13 protein-coding genes are annotated in these 14,746 nt (G+C 69.6%); 5 read left to right on the plus strand and 8 right to left on the minus strand.

Features of this window, described 5'->3' with window-relative positions:
* Positions 1-16 precede the first annotated feature (16 nt).
* On the minus strand, positions 17-334 hold the full coding sequence (locus ACFUJY_RS34215) for an acyl carrier protein (RefSeq protein ID WP_383306919.1): 318 nt from the start codon (positions 332-334) through the stop codon (positions 17-19).
* Between the two features lie 180 nt (positions 335-514).
* On the opposite strand from ACFUJY_RS34215, the gene ACFUJY_RS34220 reads away from it, so the two are divergent.
* Positions 515-1,264, plus strand: a complete 750-nt coding sequence (locus tag ACFUJY_RS34220; protein ID WP_383306921.1) for a 2OG-Fe dioxygenase family protein — start codon at positions 515-517, stop codon at positions 1,262-1,264.
* 286 nt (positions 1,265-1,550) lie between these two features.
* Positions 1,551-2,435, plus strand: a complete 885-nt coding sequence (locus ACFUJY_RS34225) for a hypothetical protein (protein ID WP_383306923.1) — start codon at positions 1,551-1,553, stop codon at positions 2,433-2,435.
* Positions 2,436-2,500: 65 nt separating this feature from the next.
* Here the strand turns inward: ACFUJY_RS34225 and ACFUJY_RS34230 are convergent, their stop codons facing one another.
* The gene (locus ACFUJY_RS34230; RefSeq protein ID WP_383306925.1) at positions 2,501-3,727 is read right to left on the minus strand and encodes an IS701 family transposase; all 1,227 of its coding nucleotides are present in this window, start codon (positions 3,725-3,727) and stop codon (positions 2,501-2,503) included.
* A gap of 431 nt (positions 3,728-4,158) precedes the next feature.
* Here ACFUJY_RS34230 and ACFUJY_RS34235 point away from each other — a divergent pair, with 431 nt between their 5' ends.
* On the plus strand, positions 4,159-4,755 hold the full coding sequence (locus ACFUJY_RS34235) for a TetR family transcriptional regulator (protein ID WP_383306927.1): 597 nt from the start codon (positions 4,159-4,161) through the stop codon (positions 4,753-4,755).
* A 157-nt stretch (positions 4,756-4,912) separates the two neighbouring features.
* On the opposite strand, the gene ACFUJY_RS34240 is transcribed toward ACFUJY_RS34235, so the two are convergent.
* Positions 4,913-6,298, minus strand: a complete 1,386-nt coding sequence (locus ACFUJY_RS34240) for an FAD-dependent oxidoreductase (RefSeq protein ID WP_383306929.1) — start codon at positions 6,296-6,298, stop codon at positions 4,913-4,915.
* Between the two features lie 353 nt (positions 6,299-6,651).
* Between ACFUJY_RS34240 and ACFUJY_RS34245 the strand changes: the two genes are divergently transcribed.
* Both ACFUJY_RS34245 and ACFUJY_RS34250 read left to right on the plus strand, forming a co-directional pair.
* Entirely contained in the window at positions 6,652-7,833 is a 1,182-nt protein-coding gene (locus tag ACFUJY_RS34245; RefSeq protein WP_383306931.1) for an acyl-CoA dehydrogenase family protein, read from the plus strand.
* An 11-nt stretch (positions 7,834-7,844) separates the two neighbouring features.
* Positions 7,845-8,300, plus strand: a complete 456-nt coding sequence (locus tag ACFUJY_RS34250; protein ID WP_383306933.1) for an SgcJ/EcaC family oxidoreductase — start codon at positions 7,845-7,847, stop codon at positions 8,298-8,300.
* A gap of 92 nt (positions 8,301-8,392) precedes the next feature.
* Here the strand turns inward: ACFUJY_RS34250 and ACFUJY_RS34255 are convergent, their stop codons facing one another.
* From ACFUJY_RS34255 to ACFUJY_RS34275, 5 genes are all read right to left on the minus strand, one after another.
* The gene (locus ACFUJY_RS34255) at positions 8,393-9,247 is read right to left on the minus strand and encodes an alpha/beta fold hydrolase (RefSeq protein ID WP_383306935.1); all 855 of its coding nucleotides are present in this window, start codon (positions 9,245-9,247) and stop codon (positions 8,393-8,395) included.
* Positions 9,248-9,369: 122 nt separating this feature from the next.
* Positions 9,370-10,827 (minus strand): MFS transporter, encoded by a 1,458-nt coding sequence (locus ACFUJY_RS34260; RefSeq protein WP_383306937.1) that lies wholly within the window; start codon positions 10,825-10,827, stop codon positions 9,370-9,372.
* A 98-nt stretch (positions 10,828-10,925) separates the two neighbouring features.
* Positions 10,926-11,750 carry an alpha/beta fold hydrolase gene (locus ACFUJY_RS34265; protein WP_383306939.1) on the minus strand — a complete coding sequence of 275 codons (825 nt, stop codon included), beginning with the start codon at positions 11,748-11,750 and terminating at the stop codon, positions 10,926-10,928.
* Between the two features lie 18 nt (positions 11,751-11,768).
* Positions 11,769-13,169 (minus strand): condensation domain-containing protein, encoded by a 1,401-nt coding sequence (locus ACFUJY_RS34270; protein ID WP_383306941.1) that lies wholly within the window; start codon positions 13,167-13,169, stop codon positions 11,769-11,771.
* Between the two features lie 48 nt (positions 13,170-13,217).
* Complete coding sequence (locus ACFUJY_RS34275) at positions 13,218-14,573, minus strand: condensation domain-containing protein (RefSeq protein WP_383306943.1); 1,356 nt, start codon at positions 14,571-14,573, stop codon at positions 13,218-13,220.
* Positions 14,574-14,746: the final 173 nt, after the last annotated feature.

Below are 14,746 nucleotides of genomic sequence, written 5' to 3' on the forward strand. Positions count from 1 at the left end.
GCTGGTGGGACCGCGGTCAGCGATCCAGGTCCTGCGCATCGAAGAGGCCGGTCAGCACTTCGGCGGCCAGGTACTGCAGCAGTTGCTCGACGGTCGGCCGGTTGAACAGCGCGGTGCTGCTGATCCCCACCCCCAGCAACTCCTCCAGACGCTGCTTGACGATGGTGAGCATCAGCGAGGTCATGCCCAGCTCGAAGAACGTCTCATCGAGCGGGAATTCCTCGTCCTCCGTCATGAGGAGAACCGTACGGAATTCCGCAGTGACGATGGCCTCCAGGGCCGACCAGCGCTCCGCACGGGAAATCGACTGCAGCTGTTCGGCGATCGGAGCCACTAGAATCACCTTTCTGTCATTGAATGCGATTAGAACATAGGCAACTTGACGACCTGCTGACACGGTCCTGACCGAATCCGGGCCCGGGCATGTTCAGGAAGCTGTCAGTTCAGCGTCAGGACAGGCGTGGGAACCTCGTGCACAGGAGCGCGTTCAAGATCCGCATCGGAGGGTGACGACATGGGCAGCATCACGAGGACCACACGGGAGGAACTACGCACCAACGGCTACTCATTGGTGCCGGCCGGGCAATTCGTCCTGGCCCCTGAATTGCAGCCCCTGGTGAAGGACCTGGCCGACGAGTGGGAACGGCTGGAGGGTGACCAGTACCTGATGAACGGCGCCCGCTTCCGCGAGCGCCGCTACGACCGCTTCTACTTCCTGCCCCGCACCGGCGAGATCCGGTTGCGCCCGCACCGCCCCTACTACCAGTCCCCGGGGGCCAACGACTACGCGGGCGGCATCCAGCGCGAGGTGGCCCCGCTGAGCTCCGCCACCCTCGCCAATCCGCTGCTCACCCGGCTGATGCGGGACGACTTCGCGCACTTCCCCCTGGCCGAGGACGACACCCGGCTGGACGAGCCCTGGGACGTCCAGTGCCACCAGTTCCGCATCGTCAGCAGCTCCGGCGAGATCGGGGAGCCGACGCCCGAAGGGCCGCACCGCGACGAAGTCGACTACGGCGTGATCCACCTGATGGGGCGGGCCAACACCGAGGGCGGCGAGTCGCAGGTCTTCACCCCGCACAAGGACCTGGTCACCGAGTTCACCCTCACCGAGCAGATGGACACCATGTTCTGGGCGGACGAGCAGATCCTCCACGCCGTACGCCCCACCCGGGCGGCGGACGGCAGCAAGCCCGCCACGCGCGACGTACTGATCATGGGCTACAAGCACACCCCCGGGCTCCAGCGCATCGAACAGATCTAGCGGCGTTCTTCACCACAGCCCGATCCGTCGGCGACAGGGGCAGAATCCGGGACAGACCCGGCGTGGAAGCCGTCGGTTGTTCTTCCAGCGTGCTGAATCGGCGGCACCGCCCGCCGGGAAGCCCCGGCACCCCTAACGTTCGCCGCGTATCCCCCACTCCTCCCAGGGAAGGCGGCACGCCTTGGCGCAGATACCCGCCACAGTCGATTCTGCACGGAAGAGATCCGCGTCCACCGGACGCCCCGCCCCGTCCTTCTTCTTCAACGGACATGCGCCCCGGCGACGGATGCTGGTCCTCGTCTTCGGCGCCGTTGTCGGTTTCGGCCTGACGGTGGTGTGGTCGGCGAAGTTCGTCGACCAGACCATCGGCGACACGGTCGCGGACACACTGCTCGGCCACACCGCCAAGGGCACCCCGATCGCGAGCGCCTTGGCGGGCATCTTCTTCGCCCTGGTCACGGGCGTCGCCGGGACGTTCACCGCGTGCAACATCGCGGTGTTCAGCGCGCTGGCACCGCTGACCGGCGGCCGGGCCGGCTCCCGCCGCGGCCGGATGGCCGCCGGGCTCCGACCGCTGGGGCACCTCGCCGCCGGAGCGGTCGTGGTGTCCGCCCTGTACGGTGCGGTGGTCGCGATCACCGGCACGAGCATGGCCCAGTTCGACGAGAGCAGCCAGGGCAACGGCCTCTCGGGGCGGCTCGTCCAGGCCATGGTGGTCTTCGGAGTCATCGGTGCCGTGATGACGTACCTCGGCCTCGCCGCTCTGGGCTTCGTACGCGACCCGCTGGCGAAGGTGTCGCAGAAACACCCCGCCGTGCCCATGCTGTTCATGGGCGGACTGATCGGGGCCTTCCTCGTCGGACGCCCCTTCCCGCTCTTCCGCCAGTTGTTCCGGGATGCCGCCGAGAGCCACAACGTGCTGTACGGGGCGGCGGCCTTCGTGTTCCAGAGTCTGGGGAACATCCTGGTCATGGCGGTGCTGTTCCTGCTCGTGACCGGCTTCCTCGGCGACCGGCTGCACCGGTGGATGACGAGTTCACCGAACCGCACCGCCGCGCTCATGGCGGTGGGATTCATCACGGCGGGCGTCTTCCTGCTCCTGTACTGGGACGTGCGGATTCTGGCGCGCCGTGACCTGATCTGGTACCCGATCGCGCCTTGGGCGGCCTGAGCCGCCTCGCGGGCGGTGGCCCGGCCGGCGAGTGCACCGGCCGGACCACCACCGCCAGCGCCCGGTCACGGTCCGGCCCCCGCGTAGGCGACGAGCATCCGCTCGCGCGGCAGCAGCTGAACGCCCCTCCGCGGGGCGACGGAGCCGAGCAGGCGGTGCGCGTAGGCCGCGGACACCAGGGTCATGTGGTGGTGCCACCCCGGATAGGACCGGCCCTCGAAGTCGAGCAGGCCGACGTGCTCCTCCATGTCCCGTACCGCCGTCGCCGCGCGGGGCAGCGTCGCCGCCAGACCGAGCACGTCCTCGGTGGAGGTCTCCAGCATGTTGGTGAGCCACAGCTGCGCGGGGCGGCCCTTCGCACTGTTGCGCACCACAAGCAGCCGGTAGGTGCGCAGGGCCGCGCCAGGGCCCGGGTCGGGCACGCGCACTAAGCAGGACGTCACGGTACCGGCGCCGAAGTCACCGGGCGCGGCGACCTCCTCGGTGCGGACCTGGAAGCCGGGCTCGCGCTCATGGAGGCTGTAGGCCGGCACGACCGGTCCGATGAACGAGGCGTTGACGGGGCAATGGGCCATCCGGCCACCGCCGCCCGGCACGATCCTGAGCTTCCCCGGAACGGAGACGACGAACGAACGCCCGCTCCCGTCGAGCCGGCCGATCAGCCCGCTCGCCCCGGACGAGCCCTCCAGGTCCGCCACCACGGGCAGCAGCCGCGACCGGGCACCCGTGGCGCCCTGGCCGGTGAGCTCCAGCGCGTGCGTCGCGAAGGGCCAGGCCCGCGCCGTCTCCGGGATGCGGGTGCGTGCGCGGCGGATCGGGTCCTCGGTCCACGCCCGGGGAAGGAGCAGGCTCCAGTTCACGGGGACGGCGGCGTCATCGGATGCCAGAAAGGCTCCGACCCCCACCTGGCAGGTCACCGAGCGCCCGGTGGAGGGCAGATGGCGGCGGTGCACTCCGCAGGAGTGCTGTCCGCGCTTGCGCAGGATGACCTGGTCGATCACCAACGCCCGCAGGGGCAGTCGCCGCTCGACCCAGCGGGCCAGCTCCTCCCGGACGGGCATCCAGTCCCACGGACTCGCGTTGACGAACTGCTGGAGCGACTGGGAGGCTGTGGGAGATCCCGAGACCGTTTCGGCGATGCGCCGTACCGACTTCTTTCCCGGTGTATTGAGCAGGCCCTCCAGGTAAATGTGCGCCCAACGGCGTTGGTCGGCCCTCGGCAGGTGATCGAACAGCCCTCTGGCGAACGCGGGCAGTGATGCCTGTGCGAGAGTCGTGGCGGGCGTCTCCATGCATCTCCCCCATCCTTGCAAGAGCAAGCGTTACTGGTCCGGGTCGAGCCGGCTGCGGTGGTCGGGTCCAGCGGTTTCGGTGTCACGTGGGATATGCGTGGGCACCGGGCGAACGCGAGTCGCAACCAAGCACGACACACCGAATCGCCATGCCGCCTTGATCGAGCCCCGCTACCGGGATGTAAAAATAAGAGGGGCACCCTCATTTTTTTCTACAGGGGCAACTGTTCCCACTCCACCACCCCGGTACACACCAAGCACCGCACAGAAGTACGTGACTCGCAAAAGCGTGCGAGCCGGAGGACATCCGGTAATGACGCCACGACTTCTGCGAACCGCTGCAAAATCGGGCAACTTCGCCTGCCCGCAGACCTGTTGACGCGAACCCCCACCTCTGAGCGTCCACCAACAAGGACCTACCTGGAGAGACTATGGTGAAACAGGACAGAGCTTTACGGACGCGCACTGCCATCATCCGGGCCGCAGCTGTCGAATTCGGCCAGAGCGGCTATGCCGGCACATCGCTCGCCCGAATCAGCAAGACCGCAGGCGTATCCATGGGTTCACTGGGCTTTCACTTCGTGACAAAGGCCGAGATGGCCGATGCGATCCAAGAAGAAGGCGGACATCTCATCCGGGCCGTCGTGGAGCAGGTGATCGTGCGGACGGCGCCACCGCTCACCCGGGTCGCCGACCTCGCGCTCGACCTCGTCCGGCTCCTGGAGACGGAACCCTCGGTCCGCGCCACCGCCCGTCTCGCCCGGGAACGGACCGCCCCGTCGTCATGGCCGAGCAGTTGGCTGCCGGCCGTCCAGGGCCTCCTCGACGAAGCCCACACGGCCGACCAGCTCCGCAACAGCACGCCACCCGGGGACGTCTCCTGCCTGGTGGAATACCTCATCAACGGTGCCGAGGCGCATCTGCACGCAAGACCGGAGACCGAGCATGGATACGAAGGGATCGTGAAGCAGCTCGAACGTGTCTGGAACGTGGCCCTGACGGGCGTGTCGGCGGAACGGTCAGCCTGAACGGCACCGGCGGACGGGTACGCGTACCTGATCGCCCTGGCTGATATCCGCCGTAGGCGCGGGCGGCCTTCGGCTGAGTGCAATCGGATCGGGAACACTCAGCGCTCAGCGCGAAGGCCGCAGCGTCCACGGGTTATGCCGCCGCCTTCTGTGCGGATCAGGTCTCCACCGGGCTGATCGGCACCAGGGAAGGCGGCGTCGGGCTCTTGGCCGGCCCTCGCAGCGCGTTCCACAGCACCCGCGCGATGAACGCGGGCTTCTGCAGCGACTCGGGGCGGTCGATCAGCCCCGCGGTGCGCATGTACGCGGCGGCGACCTTCTTGTCGCGGGTCGCGGCTATCTGGACCAGCCGGAGGAACTTCTGCGCCGCCCTGACCTGCGGCGTACGCCTGCCCTCGACCCCGGGAAAACTCAGGTCCATGATGTTGGTCATCTCCCATGCCTGGTCGACGACGTTCTTCGCCAGGTCCTGGAAGTACAGCAAGGGCTGCGGGGCCGCTCCGGTGTGCAGATGCCCCCGCAGGATCAGCGCCGACAGCGCGGCGACCGTCATGCCCTGCGCGTAGACCGGGTTGAAGCAGGTCACCGCGTCTCCGACGACGACCAGGCCGTCGGGGAAACGCTGGAGGTTCTCGTACCGGCGGCGCAGCGTGGTCGGGAAGCGGAAGGCGACCGGCTCGTCCAGCGGCTCGGCGTGCTGGAGCGTTTCCCAGATCTCCGGCGCGGCGAGCGTCCTGACGAAGTCGTAGAAGCCCTGCTGGTCGGTCGGCGGGTGATCGCCGAGGATGCCGTACGCCGTCAGCTCGACGCGGCCGCCGTCGGTCTTGGTGAAGATCGCCCCGCGCGGCAGCTTGGCGTTGGCCACCGGGTTGATCGACAGATCCTGCCCGTACGGGTCGGCCTTGAGCCGGTAGTGCTGGGTGACGTAGCCGAGGCCGACCTTCTTGCTCTCCTCCTCGACCGTTCCGTAGCCCAGCTCCTGCAGCCACACCGGGGTACGCGAGCCCCGGCCGGTGGCGTCGACGACCAGGTCGGCCTCGATGGTGTGCTCGTGCTCGTGGCCGTGTGTCAGTACCCGCGCGCCGACGACGGTGCGCCCGTCCGGGGTGGTCGCCAGGCCGAGGATGTCGTGCTCCTCCACGAACACCACGTTCGGCATCGCCGCGGTGCGCCGGCGGATGTGCTTCTCCAGCATCGGGCGGCTGGCCGCCACGCAGGTCAGCCCCGCCTCGTCCTGCTCGATGCGCACGCCGTTGAAGTACCAGCGCACATTGCCGCAGAGGTCGCCGGTGGGCACCCCGTCGGCGAAGATCTCCTGGGTGATCCCGGGGTAGAACTCCTCCATGACCAGCTGGCCCCGGGCCAGCAGACCGTTGATGTGCTTGCCCTGCGGGCAGCTGCGCCGTGGCCCGTCGACGTCGAGCAGCACGTCGCGGTCGACGATCTGCACCTCGTCGTAGGCGTCGGCGAGCACCCTGGCCGCGAACAGGCCCGCGATGCTGCCACCCAGTACCACCGCGCGGGATTTTGTAGCGTCACTCACGGATTCTCCAAGTGGGTATGTCACGTTGCCAGCCGTCCGGCACATCGTTCCGCCGTGCCGGACGCACCTGCATCTCCGGGGTTGCCAGGAGACCGTGCCGGGCCGGACGGGGCTCCGCGGCGGGCCCCGGACAGCACTTTGAGACATGCGTGGGCCGGGGACCGGGGCGGGCGGGCGCCTCGCCGCCGGCGCCGGCAACCTCGGAGACGACACCGCGATCACCGAGCTCCTAGCATCAGGGCGATTCCGGCCCGTCGTGAGGGGCGTGCGGCTCGCCGCACGGGGCCTGGGGCCGCCGTGCCGGTGGCAGCCGGCCCCGGACGGCAGATCCCCCCTTCCCCAGGAGGTGTTCCGTGTCCGACATCGAAGTACCGACCCGGCAGGAGATCGTTCGCCGGGTGGCGGAGCTGGCGCCGCTGCTGCGCGGGCACGCCGCCTGGAACGAGGAGAACCGGCGCGTCCACGACGAGTCGATCGAGGCGCTGGCCGACGCCGGCGTCTTCAAGCTGCGTGTTCCGGCCCGCTACGGCGGTTTCGAGGCGGACAGCGCGACCATGGTCGACGTCGCCACGGAGCTGGGCCGCGCGGACGGTTCGACGGCCTGGGTGGCCTCGGTCTACTGGATTCCCGGCTGGATGGCCGGGCTGTTCCCCGACGAGGTCCAGGACGAGGTCTTCGCCCGCCCGGACGCCCGGGTGTGCGGCACCCTGAGTCCGTCGGCGACCGCCACCCCCGCCAAGGGCGGTGTCGTCGTGAACGGGAAGTGGGGCTTCCAGAGCGGTTCGCAGCACGCGCACTGGCAGGAGATCATCGCGATCCTGGTGCCGCCGGAGGGCCAGCCCTATCCGATCGTCGCGCTGGTCCCGATGAGCGACCTGCTGATCGTGGACGACTGGCACACCTCGGGGCTGAAGGGCACCGGCAGCGTCAGCACCGTGGCGCAGGACGTGTTCATCCCCGCCGAGCGCATCCTGCCGCTGCCGGCGGTCCTGGAGGCCCAGTCCGCGTCCAAGCTGAACGGCGACTCACTCCTCTACCGCGCACCGCTGCTCCCGGTGGCCTCGGCCTCCGCGGTGGGACCGCTGGTCGGCATGGCCCGCGGCGCGATGGACGCCTTCGTCAAGCGGCTGCCCGACCGCAAGATCACGTACACCGCTTACGAGAAGCAGTCCGAGGCACCGCTCACCCATCTGCAGATCGCCGAAGCCGCGATGAAGATCGACGAGGCGGCGTTCCACGCGCACCGGCTGTCGAGCACGCTCGACGCGAAATGCGCCGAGGGCTCCGCATGGGACATCACCGAACGCGCGCTGGCCCGCGCCGACCTCGGCGCGACCGGCCGGCTGGCCAAGGAGGCGGCGGACATCCTCGGCACCGCCAGCGGTGGTTCCTCGATCTACACCAGTGTGCCGATCCAGCGCTACGTCCGGGACCTGAACGCGGTCACGCTCCACGCGCTGATGCACCCGAACACGAACGCGGAGCTGTACGGACGCGTGCTGTGCGGCCTCGACCCGAACACCGCCTACATCTGAGGAGTGAGCACATGAGCACGGACACCAACACCGCGCCCGGCGCCGGCACCACCGAGGCGGACATGGCGGCCATCGCCGCACTGACCCAGAAGGTGATCGCCGCCTGGGCCTACAACGACGCCGAGTCCTTCGCGAACCTCTTCGTCGAGGAGGGCACGATGATCCTGCCCGGCATGTACGCCAAGGGCCGTGACGCGATCCACGCCTATCTGGCCGAGTCCTTCGCCGGGCAGTACAAGGGCACCCAGGTCACCGGGCGTCCGCTCGACCTGCGCCTGCTCAGCGCGGACTCCGGCATCCTCCTCACCGAGGGCGGGGTGCTGCCGGCCGGCCACACCGAGGTGCCGGACGAGCAGTCGATCCGGGCGTCCTGGGTGGTCGTCAGGCGCGACGGGCAGTGGCGGCTCGCCGCCTACCAGAACAGCCACGCACGGTTGCAGCTGCCCGCTCCGGGCGGGGCCGCGTAGGGCCTGCGCGGCGGCACCGGGGACCGCAGCGAGCTGGGGGGCAGGGACCGGGCGACCCGGTCCCTGCCCCCCAGGTATCGGAGCGGCCGGCATCAGAGCTTGAGCATCTCCTTGGCGACCTCGTCGGCGGACGCGGCGGGGATCGCCGTCGCCGCGTCCTCGAGTACCAGCAGGCGCGCGCCGGGGATGTCGTGCGCGAGCGCCTCGCCGCAGCCGACCGGGAAGAACCGGTTGCGGCGGCCGTGCACCACGAGGGTGGGCAGCGCGAGTTCGGACAGGCGCTCGCGCCAGCGCGGCCGGCAGTCCAGGTGGGCGAAGACGGTTCCGATCTGGTTGGCCATCTGGACCGGGCGCGACGTACCGGGTGTGCGGTCGAAGATCCGCCCGGCGGTGGCCCGTGCCTCGTCGGCGTCGTCGCCGAAGACCTCGGCCGCGGCGGTCGCCCACTGCACCACCGAGCCGCGGTCGGACCAGTCGGGCTTCGGAAGCTCGAAGCGTTCCCTCATCGCCGCCTGGTCGTGGTCCGGCAGGTCGTCGTCGACCGGGCCCGGCGCGACACTCCGCGTCCCGGCGAGCGTCAGGGCCGAGAACGCCTCCGGGTGGTCGAGGGCGGCCACCTGGGCGACCATCCCGCTGACGCCGATGCCGGCCAGATGCGCGGGGCGGTCGTCGAGGCCCCGGGCGAGCGCGGCCGCGTCGGCGGCCAGGTCCCGGAGCGTGTACGCGGGGGCGTCGGGGGCGGCCGTCGTCGACGCGCCCGCGTCGCGCAGGTCGTAGCGGACGACGTGGCGGCCGCCGAGCGCGAGCGCCTCGCAGAGGGCGTCGGGCCACGACAGCATGGTCGTACCGCCCGCGAGCAGTACCAGGGGCTGTGTGTCGTCACCGAAGTGCTCGACGCCGAGCGTGACGCCTTCGGGGGTCTGGAACGTGTCTACTGTCGAATGCATCGTCAACCTCCAGGACAGCTGATGCCGACGGCATCAGCTGTCCATCAATGTAGGGATTCTCCACCGCGGGAAGACGGTCCGCCGACGAGGTGTCTCCTCTTGGCCGGCGCACCGTCCTCGGCCTACGCGGCCGCCGGCTCCGGTGCCGGCCCCCCTTCCGAGGGCTCCGCCGGTGCCTGACGGGGCATCAGCGTGACGAACGGGATGCTGAGGGCGGTGGCGGCCAGGACGACGATGAGCGTGACCGTCATCGCGTGGCCGTATCCGGAGGCCGCGTACCCGAAGAAGATCGACGAGACAGCGGCCGAGCCGATCGCCGTGGAGAGCTGCTGCATCGAGGTGAGCGAGCCGCTCGCGCTCCCCGCTTCCTCAGGCTTCGCGTCACCGAGGGCGATCGTCGGAATGGTGGTGTAGCACAGGCCGGTGCCGATGCCGATGACCAGGAACGCCGGGGCCAGGGCCCACAGGCTGACCTGCGTTCCGTACTGGTTGACGAGCAGCAGGAGCCAGCCGCTGCCGACGATGCTGACGCCCAGGCCGATGAAGACGAGCACCCGGCCGAGCTTGGTGACCAGGCCGCCCATGGCGGCGAACGTGGCGATGATGAGCCCCGCGGTGAGCGGCACCATGTTGAACGCGGCCGTCCGCGGGCTGGCGTGCAGCCCTTCCTGCATGAACAGCGACAGCACGAAGAACAGGCCGGTGCCGGCGATGAACGAGACGAGTCCCACGAGCATCCCGGAGGTGAAACCCCGGTTCTTCAGGAGCGAGGGCACGATGAGCGGGCTGGCCGCGGTGCGCTGGCGGTAGGCGAAGGCCGCGAAGAGCAGCACGCCGGCGACGATCGAGGCCACGGCGCCGGTCTTCCAGCCGTTGGTCGAGCCCTCGATCAGGCCGTACATCATCCCCAGCATGGCCAGTCCGAGGAGGCCGGAGGCCCATCCGTCGATGACGGTGGCCCGGTCGCCGTCGTCACGCGGCAGGAGCCGGAAGGCCGCGATCAGCGCGACGAGGCCGAGGACGATCGTGAGGAGGAAGATCGGGCGCCAGCTCAGGCCGAACATGTCCGCGTCAATAATAACGCCGGCGAGGACCGGGCCGAGCACGGCGGAGACGCCGAGGACCGGGCCGAACAGGCCGAACGCCTTGGCGATCATGTCGGGGGTGAACACCTTCGTCATGATCGCCATGCCCTGCGGGATGAGCAGAGCCCCGAACGCGCCCTGGGCGACCCGGGCGATGATGATCAGGACCGGATCGGGGGCGAACCCGGCCAGTGCCGAGGCCAGGGTGAATCCTCCGAGGCCGATCAGGAAGAGCCTGCGCTGGCCGAACTTGTCGCCCAGCCGTCCGCCGATCAGCAGGAGTACGCCCATCGCCAGCATGTAGGCGGGGCCCAGCCACTTGATCAGGCTCACCCCGCCGTCGAGGTCGGTGGCGATGGTGGGGGCCGCGATATTGGTGACGGTCCCGTCGATCACGTCGAGGGCGTCGACAACGATGACCAGTGCCAGGATCGCCCACATCCGGCGGCGGGAAATCGATGCGGCGTCAGCTTCAGGCTTGTTTAAACTAGTCAAGACAACGTCCTTCTCGGTTCTTTCAAGGGGGGCGCCCGTCCCGGGCGCGCACAGCATGGACGAACGCTACCGGCGCGCGCACCCCCGCCCGGGGATGTTCACGAGTCCGGCTCGTTCGATGACCGATTTTCGACTTCGTCGAGCACCGCGGCCGCCAGTTCCGGGGTCACCGCGTCGGGTCGTTCCGCGGGCGGTGGGAGCACCGTACGGCACCGCTCCGGGGTGCTTCCGGGCAGTACGAAGCCGGGTTCGTCGGTCAGCACCGTGACCGGGACCGCGCCGGAGGGCACGGGCACCGGCTGGTCGTTGCGGCAGGCCAGCAGGAACGCGAGCCAGGTGCGGTACGACACCAGCAGTTCGGAGAAGGCCAGGGGCGCCTTGCTGAGGCCGAGCCGCTTCGCCACCGCCGCCAGATCCTCGCTCATGAGCCGCTCCATGGCGGCCACGCAGGTGAGGGGATCGCCGTCGAGGTCGGGGGAGGGCCGGCGGACGGCACCCAGCTTGCCCTGGAACTCGGCGAAGATCTCGGTGACGTGGTCCGTGTCGGGCCAGGTCGGCCGCACCAGGACGGCGGTGACATCGCACTCCCCGGCCAGCCGGTCGGCGATCCGCAGGGACAGGGCCGCAGAGCTGCAGTGGGCCACGACGAAGACGGGCCGGCCGGACGCACCGGAGGACGTGTCGGCGAGGAACGCGGCGGCGGCCTCGTCGGCCAGGTCCGGCAGGGTGGCGTACAGCCGGTCGCCGGACAGCGCACCGCGCGGGTCGACCTGATGGACCGAGTGGCGGGCCGCCGCGTCAGCGACCAGCGTGCTGAGCCGCGACGCCGCGGACAGGGGCTGGAAGTCGGAGACCAGGATGGCCGCCTCCTCCCCCGAGCTGAGCCGACTGCACAGGGGCTGCGTACCGACGACGGCCTGCATGGATGCTTCCTTCCCGGTTCAGACGCTGGATTCCTGCTTCGGCAGTGGCGCATCGGGGGACTTCAGGGACGCGAGCAGCAGTTCCCGGTAGTCGTCGACCATCGCGACGATGGTCGGCAGGTCGAAGTCGAGGCTGTTGTACTTCACGACACCCACCACGTCCCCGTCCGGGTGCAGGTCCAGGTCCCACAGGTTGCCGTCCGGGATCTCCGAGACGTCGACGAGCGAGTTCAGGCGCCGGCGGAGCGCGGAGATGCGGAGGCCGCCGATCTCGTCGGTCTCCTCCGGCGGGTACTGCGAGATCTGGAAGGCGGAGACGACGCTGCTCACGTTCATGATCGGGCCCGCCATCAGTTCCGGTTCGGACTTGGCGATGATCTCGCCGAACGGAAGTTCGTAGGAGTACGCCTCAAGCAACGACGCCCGGGTCCGGCGGACGAGATCGGCGAAGCTCGCGCAGCCGGCCACATCGGTCCGGATCGGCAGAAAGTTGAACAACGTCCCCACGGTGTCCTCGAACCCGGGCTCGGTGCGGCCTGACGTGATGACGGGAGAGACGATGTCGGTCACACCTGTCCTGCGGTGCAGGAACAGGTTGAAGCAGGCGAACAGCACCATGAACGGCGAGCTGTGCAGGGACTTGGCGAGGGCCGTGGTGGCGCCGGCCAGTTCCGCGTCGAACACGAACCGGTACACCGAGTAGACCGGCGGGACGTCCAGCCGCCGCGGCCGGTCCGTGGGGAGGATGAGCATTTCTCCGCCGGACAGCGTGTCCTTCCAGTACTCGCGCGCGAGGGTGGCGGCCTCGCTGTCGCGGGCCTCCTGCTGCCAGTAGGCGTACTCACCGAGCTGGCGGGCCACCGTCAGGCCGGGGGAAGGCAGTCCCCGGCGCGTCGCGTAGTAGGTGGTGAAGTCGCGCATGAGCACCTGCATGGACCAGCCGTCGCTGGCCAGGTGGTTGGTGATGATGACGAACACCGCGTCGTTCTCGTCGAACCGCGCCAGGGTCGCCCGCAGCAGCGGCAGCTCCTTGGCGCCGAGCCTGGCGTCCCGGTCGATCTCGTCCAGGAACGTGTGCGCCAGCAGCTCGCGGTCCGCCTCGCTCTCCGTCGCCGGCAGGTCGACGACGGAGAGCGGCGCCGGGCAGGGCGGGGAGACGACCGCGTACGGGGCGCCCTGGTCCCTGATGATGGTCGTGCGGAGCGCCTCGTGCCGGGCGACGACGTCGTCCAGAGCGAGCTGTACGGTCGCCGCGTCCAGCGGCCCTCGGACGCGCCAGCCGGCCAGGACGACGCCTCGCGGGCCGAATACGCCGAGGTCGTCACCCCGGTCGAAGGCGCACATGAACTCCTCGTTGGCCGACAGCGGGCGCCGCGCGGACGCGTCGACAGCCGTCCGTTCCTTCAGTGGATCAGACACGGCAACCTCATTCCCATGAGCTCGGTCCAGCCGGTTGTTCGTCGGGGTCTACTGCTGGGTCCGCGCGGCGAGGGCCGCCGCCCCCGCGGACGGGCCGCGGTCCCACTTCTGCGCCGGCCGGTCGGTCATCGCCCGGACCAGTTCGACGAAGTCGGAGCCCCAGCCGTCCACCGTCTCGGCGTCCACGGAGCCGGGTTCGTACTCGATGACGCAGCGGAAGTCGCCGCCCGGGACGACGAGGAAGGTCCAGATGATGACGCCGCGGCGGAACGAGGCGGCCTCCTCCTCGGGCAGGGACACCGGCTCGACGCTGGTCGTGAAATCGGTGTCCTGGTTGTCCGCCGGTGCGCTGACGTAGTTGAAGCCGGCCGGCAGCACCATCGGATCGGCGGGCGGATTCATCAGGGTCGGGTACATGCCGAGAAGCGCCTCGGTGGGCAGCTGGTGCTGCTGCGCCTCCACGCTCGCCCGGCGGGCGCGCAGCAGGAGGTCCCGGAAGGTCTCGCAGTCGTCGAACTCCATCCGGACGGGGACCAGGTTGGCGAAGAACCCGATGGTGTCGAAGTACTCCTTGGCGGGCCGGCCGCTGTTCACGGTCATCAGCGTGATGTCGGTCTGGCCGGTCAGCCTCTCCATCAGCACCATGTAGGCCGCCAGGCAGACGTGCCAGATGCCGCACCGGTTCCGGGCCGCGCCCTCGGTGATCTCGGCGAGGGTCTCGGAATCGATCACGAAGTTCCGTACGGCGCAGCGCTCCGACTGGTTCGCGGGGTCGTAGGGCCGGTCCGCCGGCATGGTGGACATCGTGGCGCCGGCCAGCTTGTCCTTCCAGTAACGGCGGGACTCCGCCGCCTTCTCGCTCTGCAGGAACTCCTGCTCCCAGGCGGCGAAGCCGCTGAACGGGACCGGGGCCGGCAGCGTGTGCGGCACCCCCGTCACCCTGGCCCGGTAGCAGGCCGCGATCTCGGTGCGCAGGACGCCGACCGACCAGCCGTCACTGTAGAGGTGGTGGCTCAGGAGGGTGAGCACGGCGTCCCGGTCGTCGAACCGGTGCAGGACCGCGCGCAGCGAAGGTGTGTCCAGGAAGTCCATCGACTCCTCGTTCACCTCGCGGAGCAGTTCGGCGGCGATCTCGTCGCGGGAGCGCCCGGGGGCCTCGGGGATGTCGCGCACGGTGAGCGGGACCGGCATCGGCGGCAGCACTTCCAGTGAGCCGGTCATGCCGCCCTCGTCGTAGTGGACCCGGCTGCGGAGGGACTCCTGCCGTGCCACCACGTCGTCGAGCGCGCCCTTGAGGGCGTCGAGGTCCAGTTCGCCCTTGATACGCAGCACATGGGCGCAGACGTGCTTCGGCGAGCGCTGCAGGCCCATCGGGTCCCTCTGCCGGGAACTCAGCGGATACATGTCCACGGTGACACTCCAGAATCTGTCGGGTGAGGGGTGACGGCCGGTGATCGGTTCGTGCCCGGCGGCGGGTCTTCAGACCTCGGTGGTGAGGGTGTCCAGGAGCCGGTCGAGTTCCGCGACGGTGGGCGCGTCGAAGATCTCGTTGATCGATATCTCCACCCCCACCGCCG

The sequence above is a fragment of the Streptomyces sp. NPDC057249 genome, assembly GCF_042669245.1.
Lineage (GTDB): Bacteria > Actinomycetota > Actinomycetes > Streptomycetales > Streptomycetaceae > Streptomyces.

Bases quoted from the DNA above. Each gene is read 5' to 3' on its own strand.
- ACFUJY_RS34220 (WP_383306921.1), top strand. From the start codon at position 515: ATGGGCAGCATCACGAGGACCACACGGGAGGAACTACGCACCAACGGC.
- ACFUJY_RS34225 (WP_383306923.1), top strand. From the start codon at position 1,551: ATGCTGGTCCTCGTCTTCGGCGCCGTTGTCGGTTTCGGCCTGACGGTG.
- ACFUJY_RS34230 (WP_383306925.1), bottom strand. From the start codon at position 3,727: ATGGAGACGCCCGCCACGACTCTCGCACAGGCATCACTGCCCGCGTTC.
- ACFUJY_RS34235 (WP_383306927.1), top strand. From the start codon at position 4,159: ATGGTGAAACAGGACAGAGCTTTACGGACGCGCACTGCCATCATCCGG.
- ACFUJY_RS34250 (WP_383306933.1), top strand. From the start codon at position 7,845: ATGAGCACGGACACCAACACCGCGCCCGGCGCCGGCACCACCGAGGCG.
- ACFUJY_RS34255 (WP_383306935.1), bottom strand. From the start codon at position 9,247: ATGCATTCGACAGTAGACACGTTCCAGACCCCCGAAGGCGTCACGCTC.
- ACFUJY_RS34265 (WP_383306939.1), bottom strand. From the start codon at position 11,750: ATGCAGGCCGTCGTCGGTACGCAGCCCCTGTGCAGTCGGCTCAGCTCG.
- ACFUJY_RS34275 (WP_383306943.1), bottom strand. From the start codon at position 14,573: ATGTATCCGCTGAGTTCCCGGCAGAGGGACCCGATGGGCCTGCAGCGC.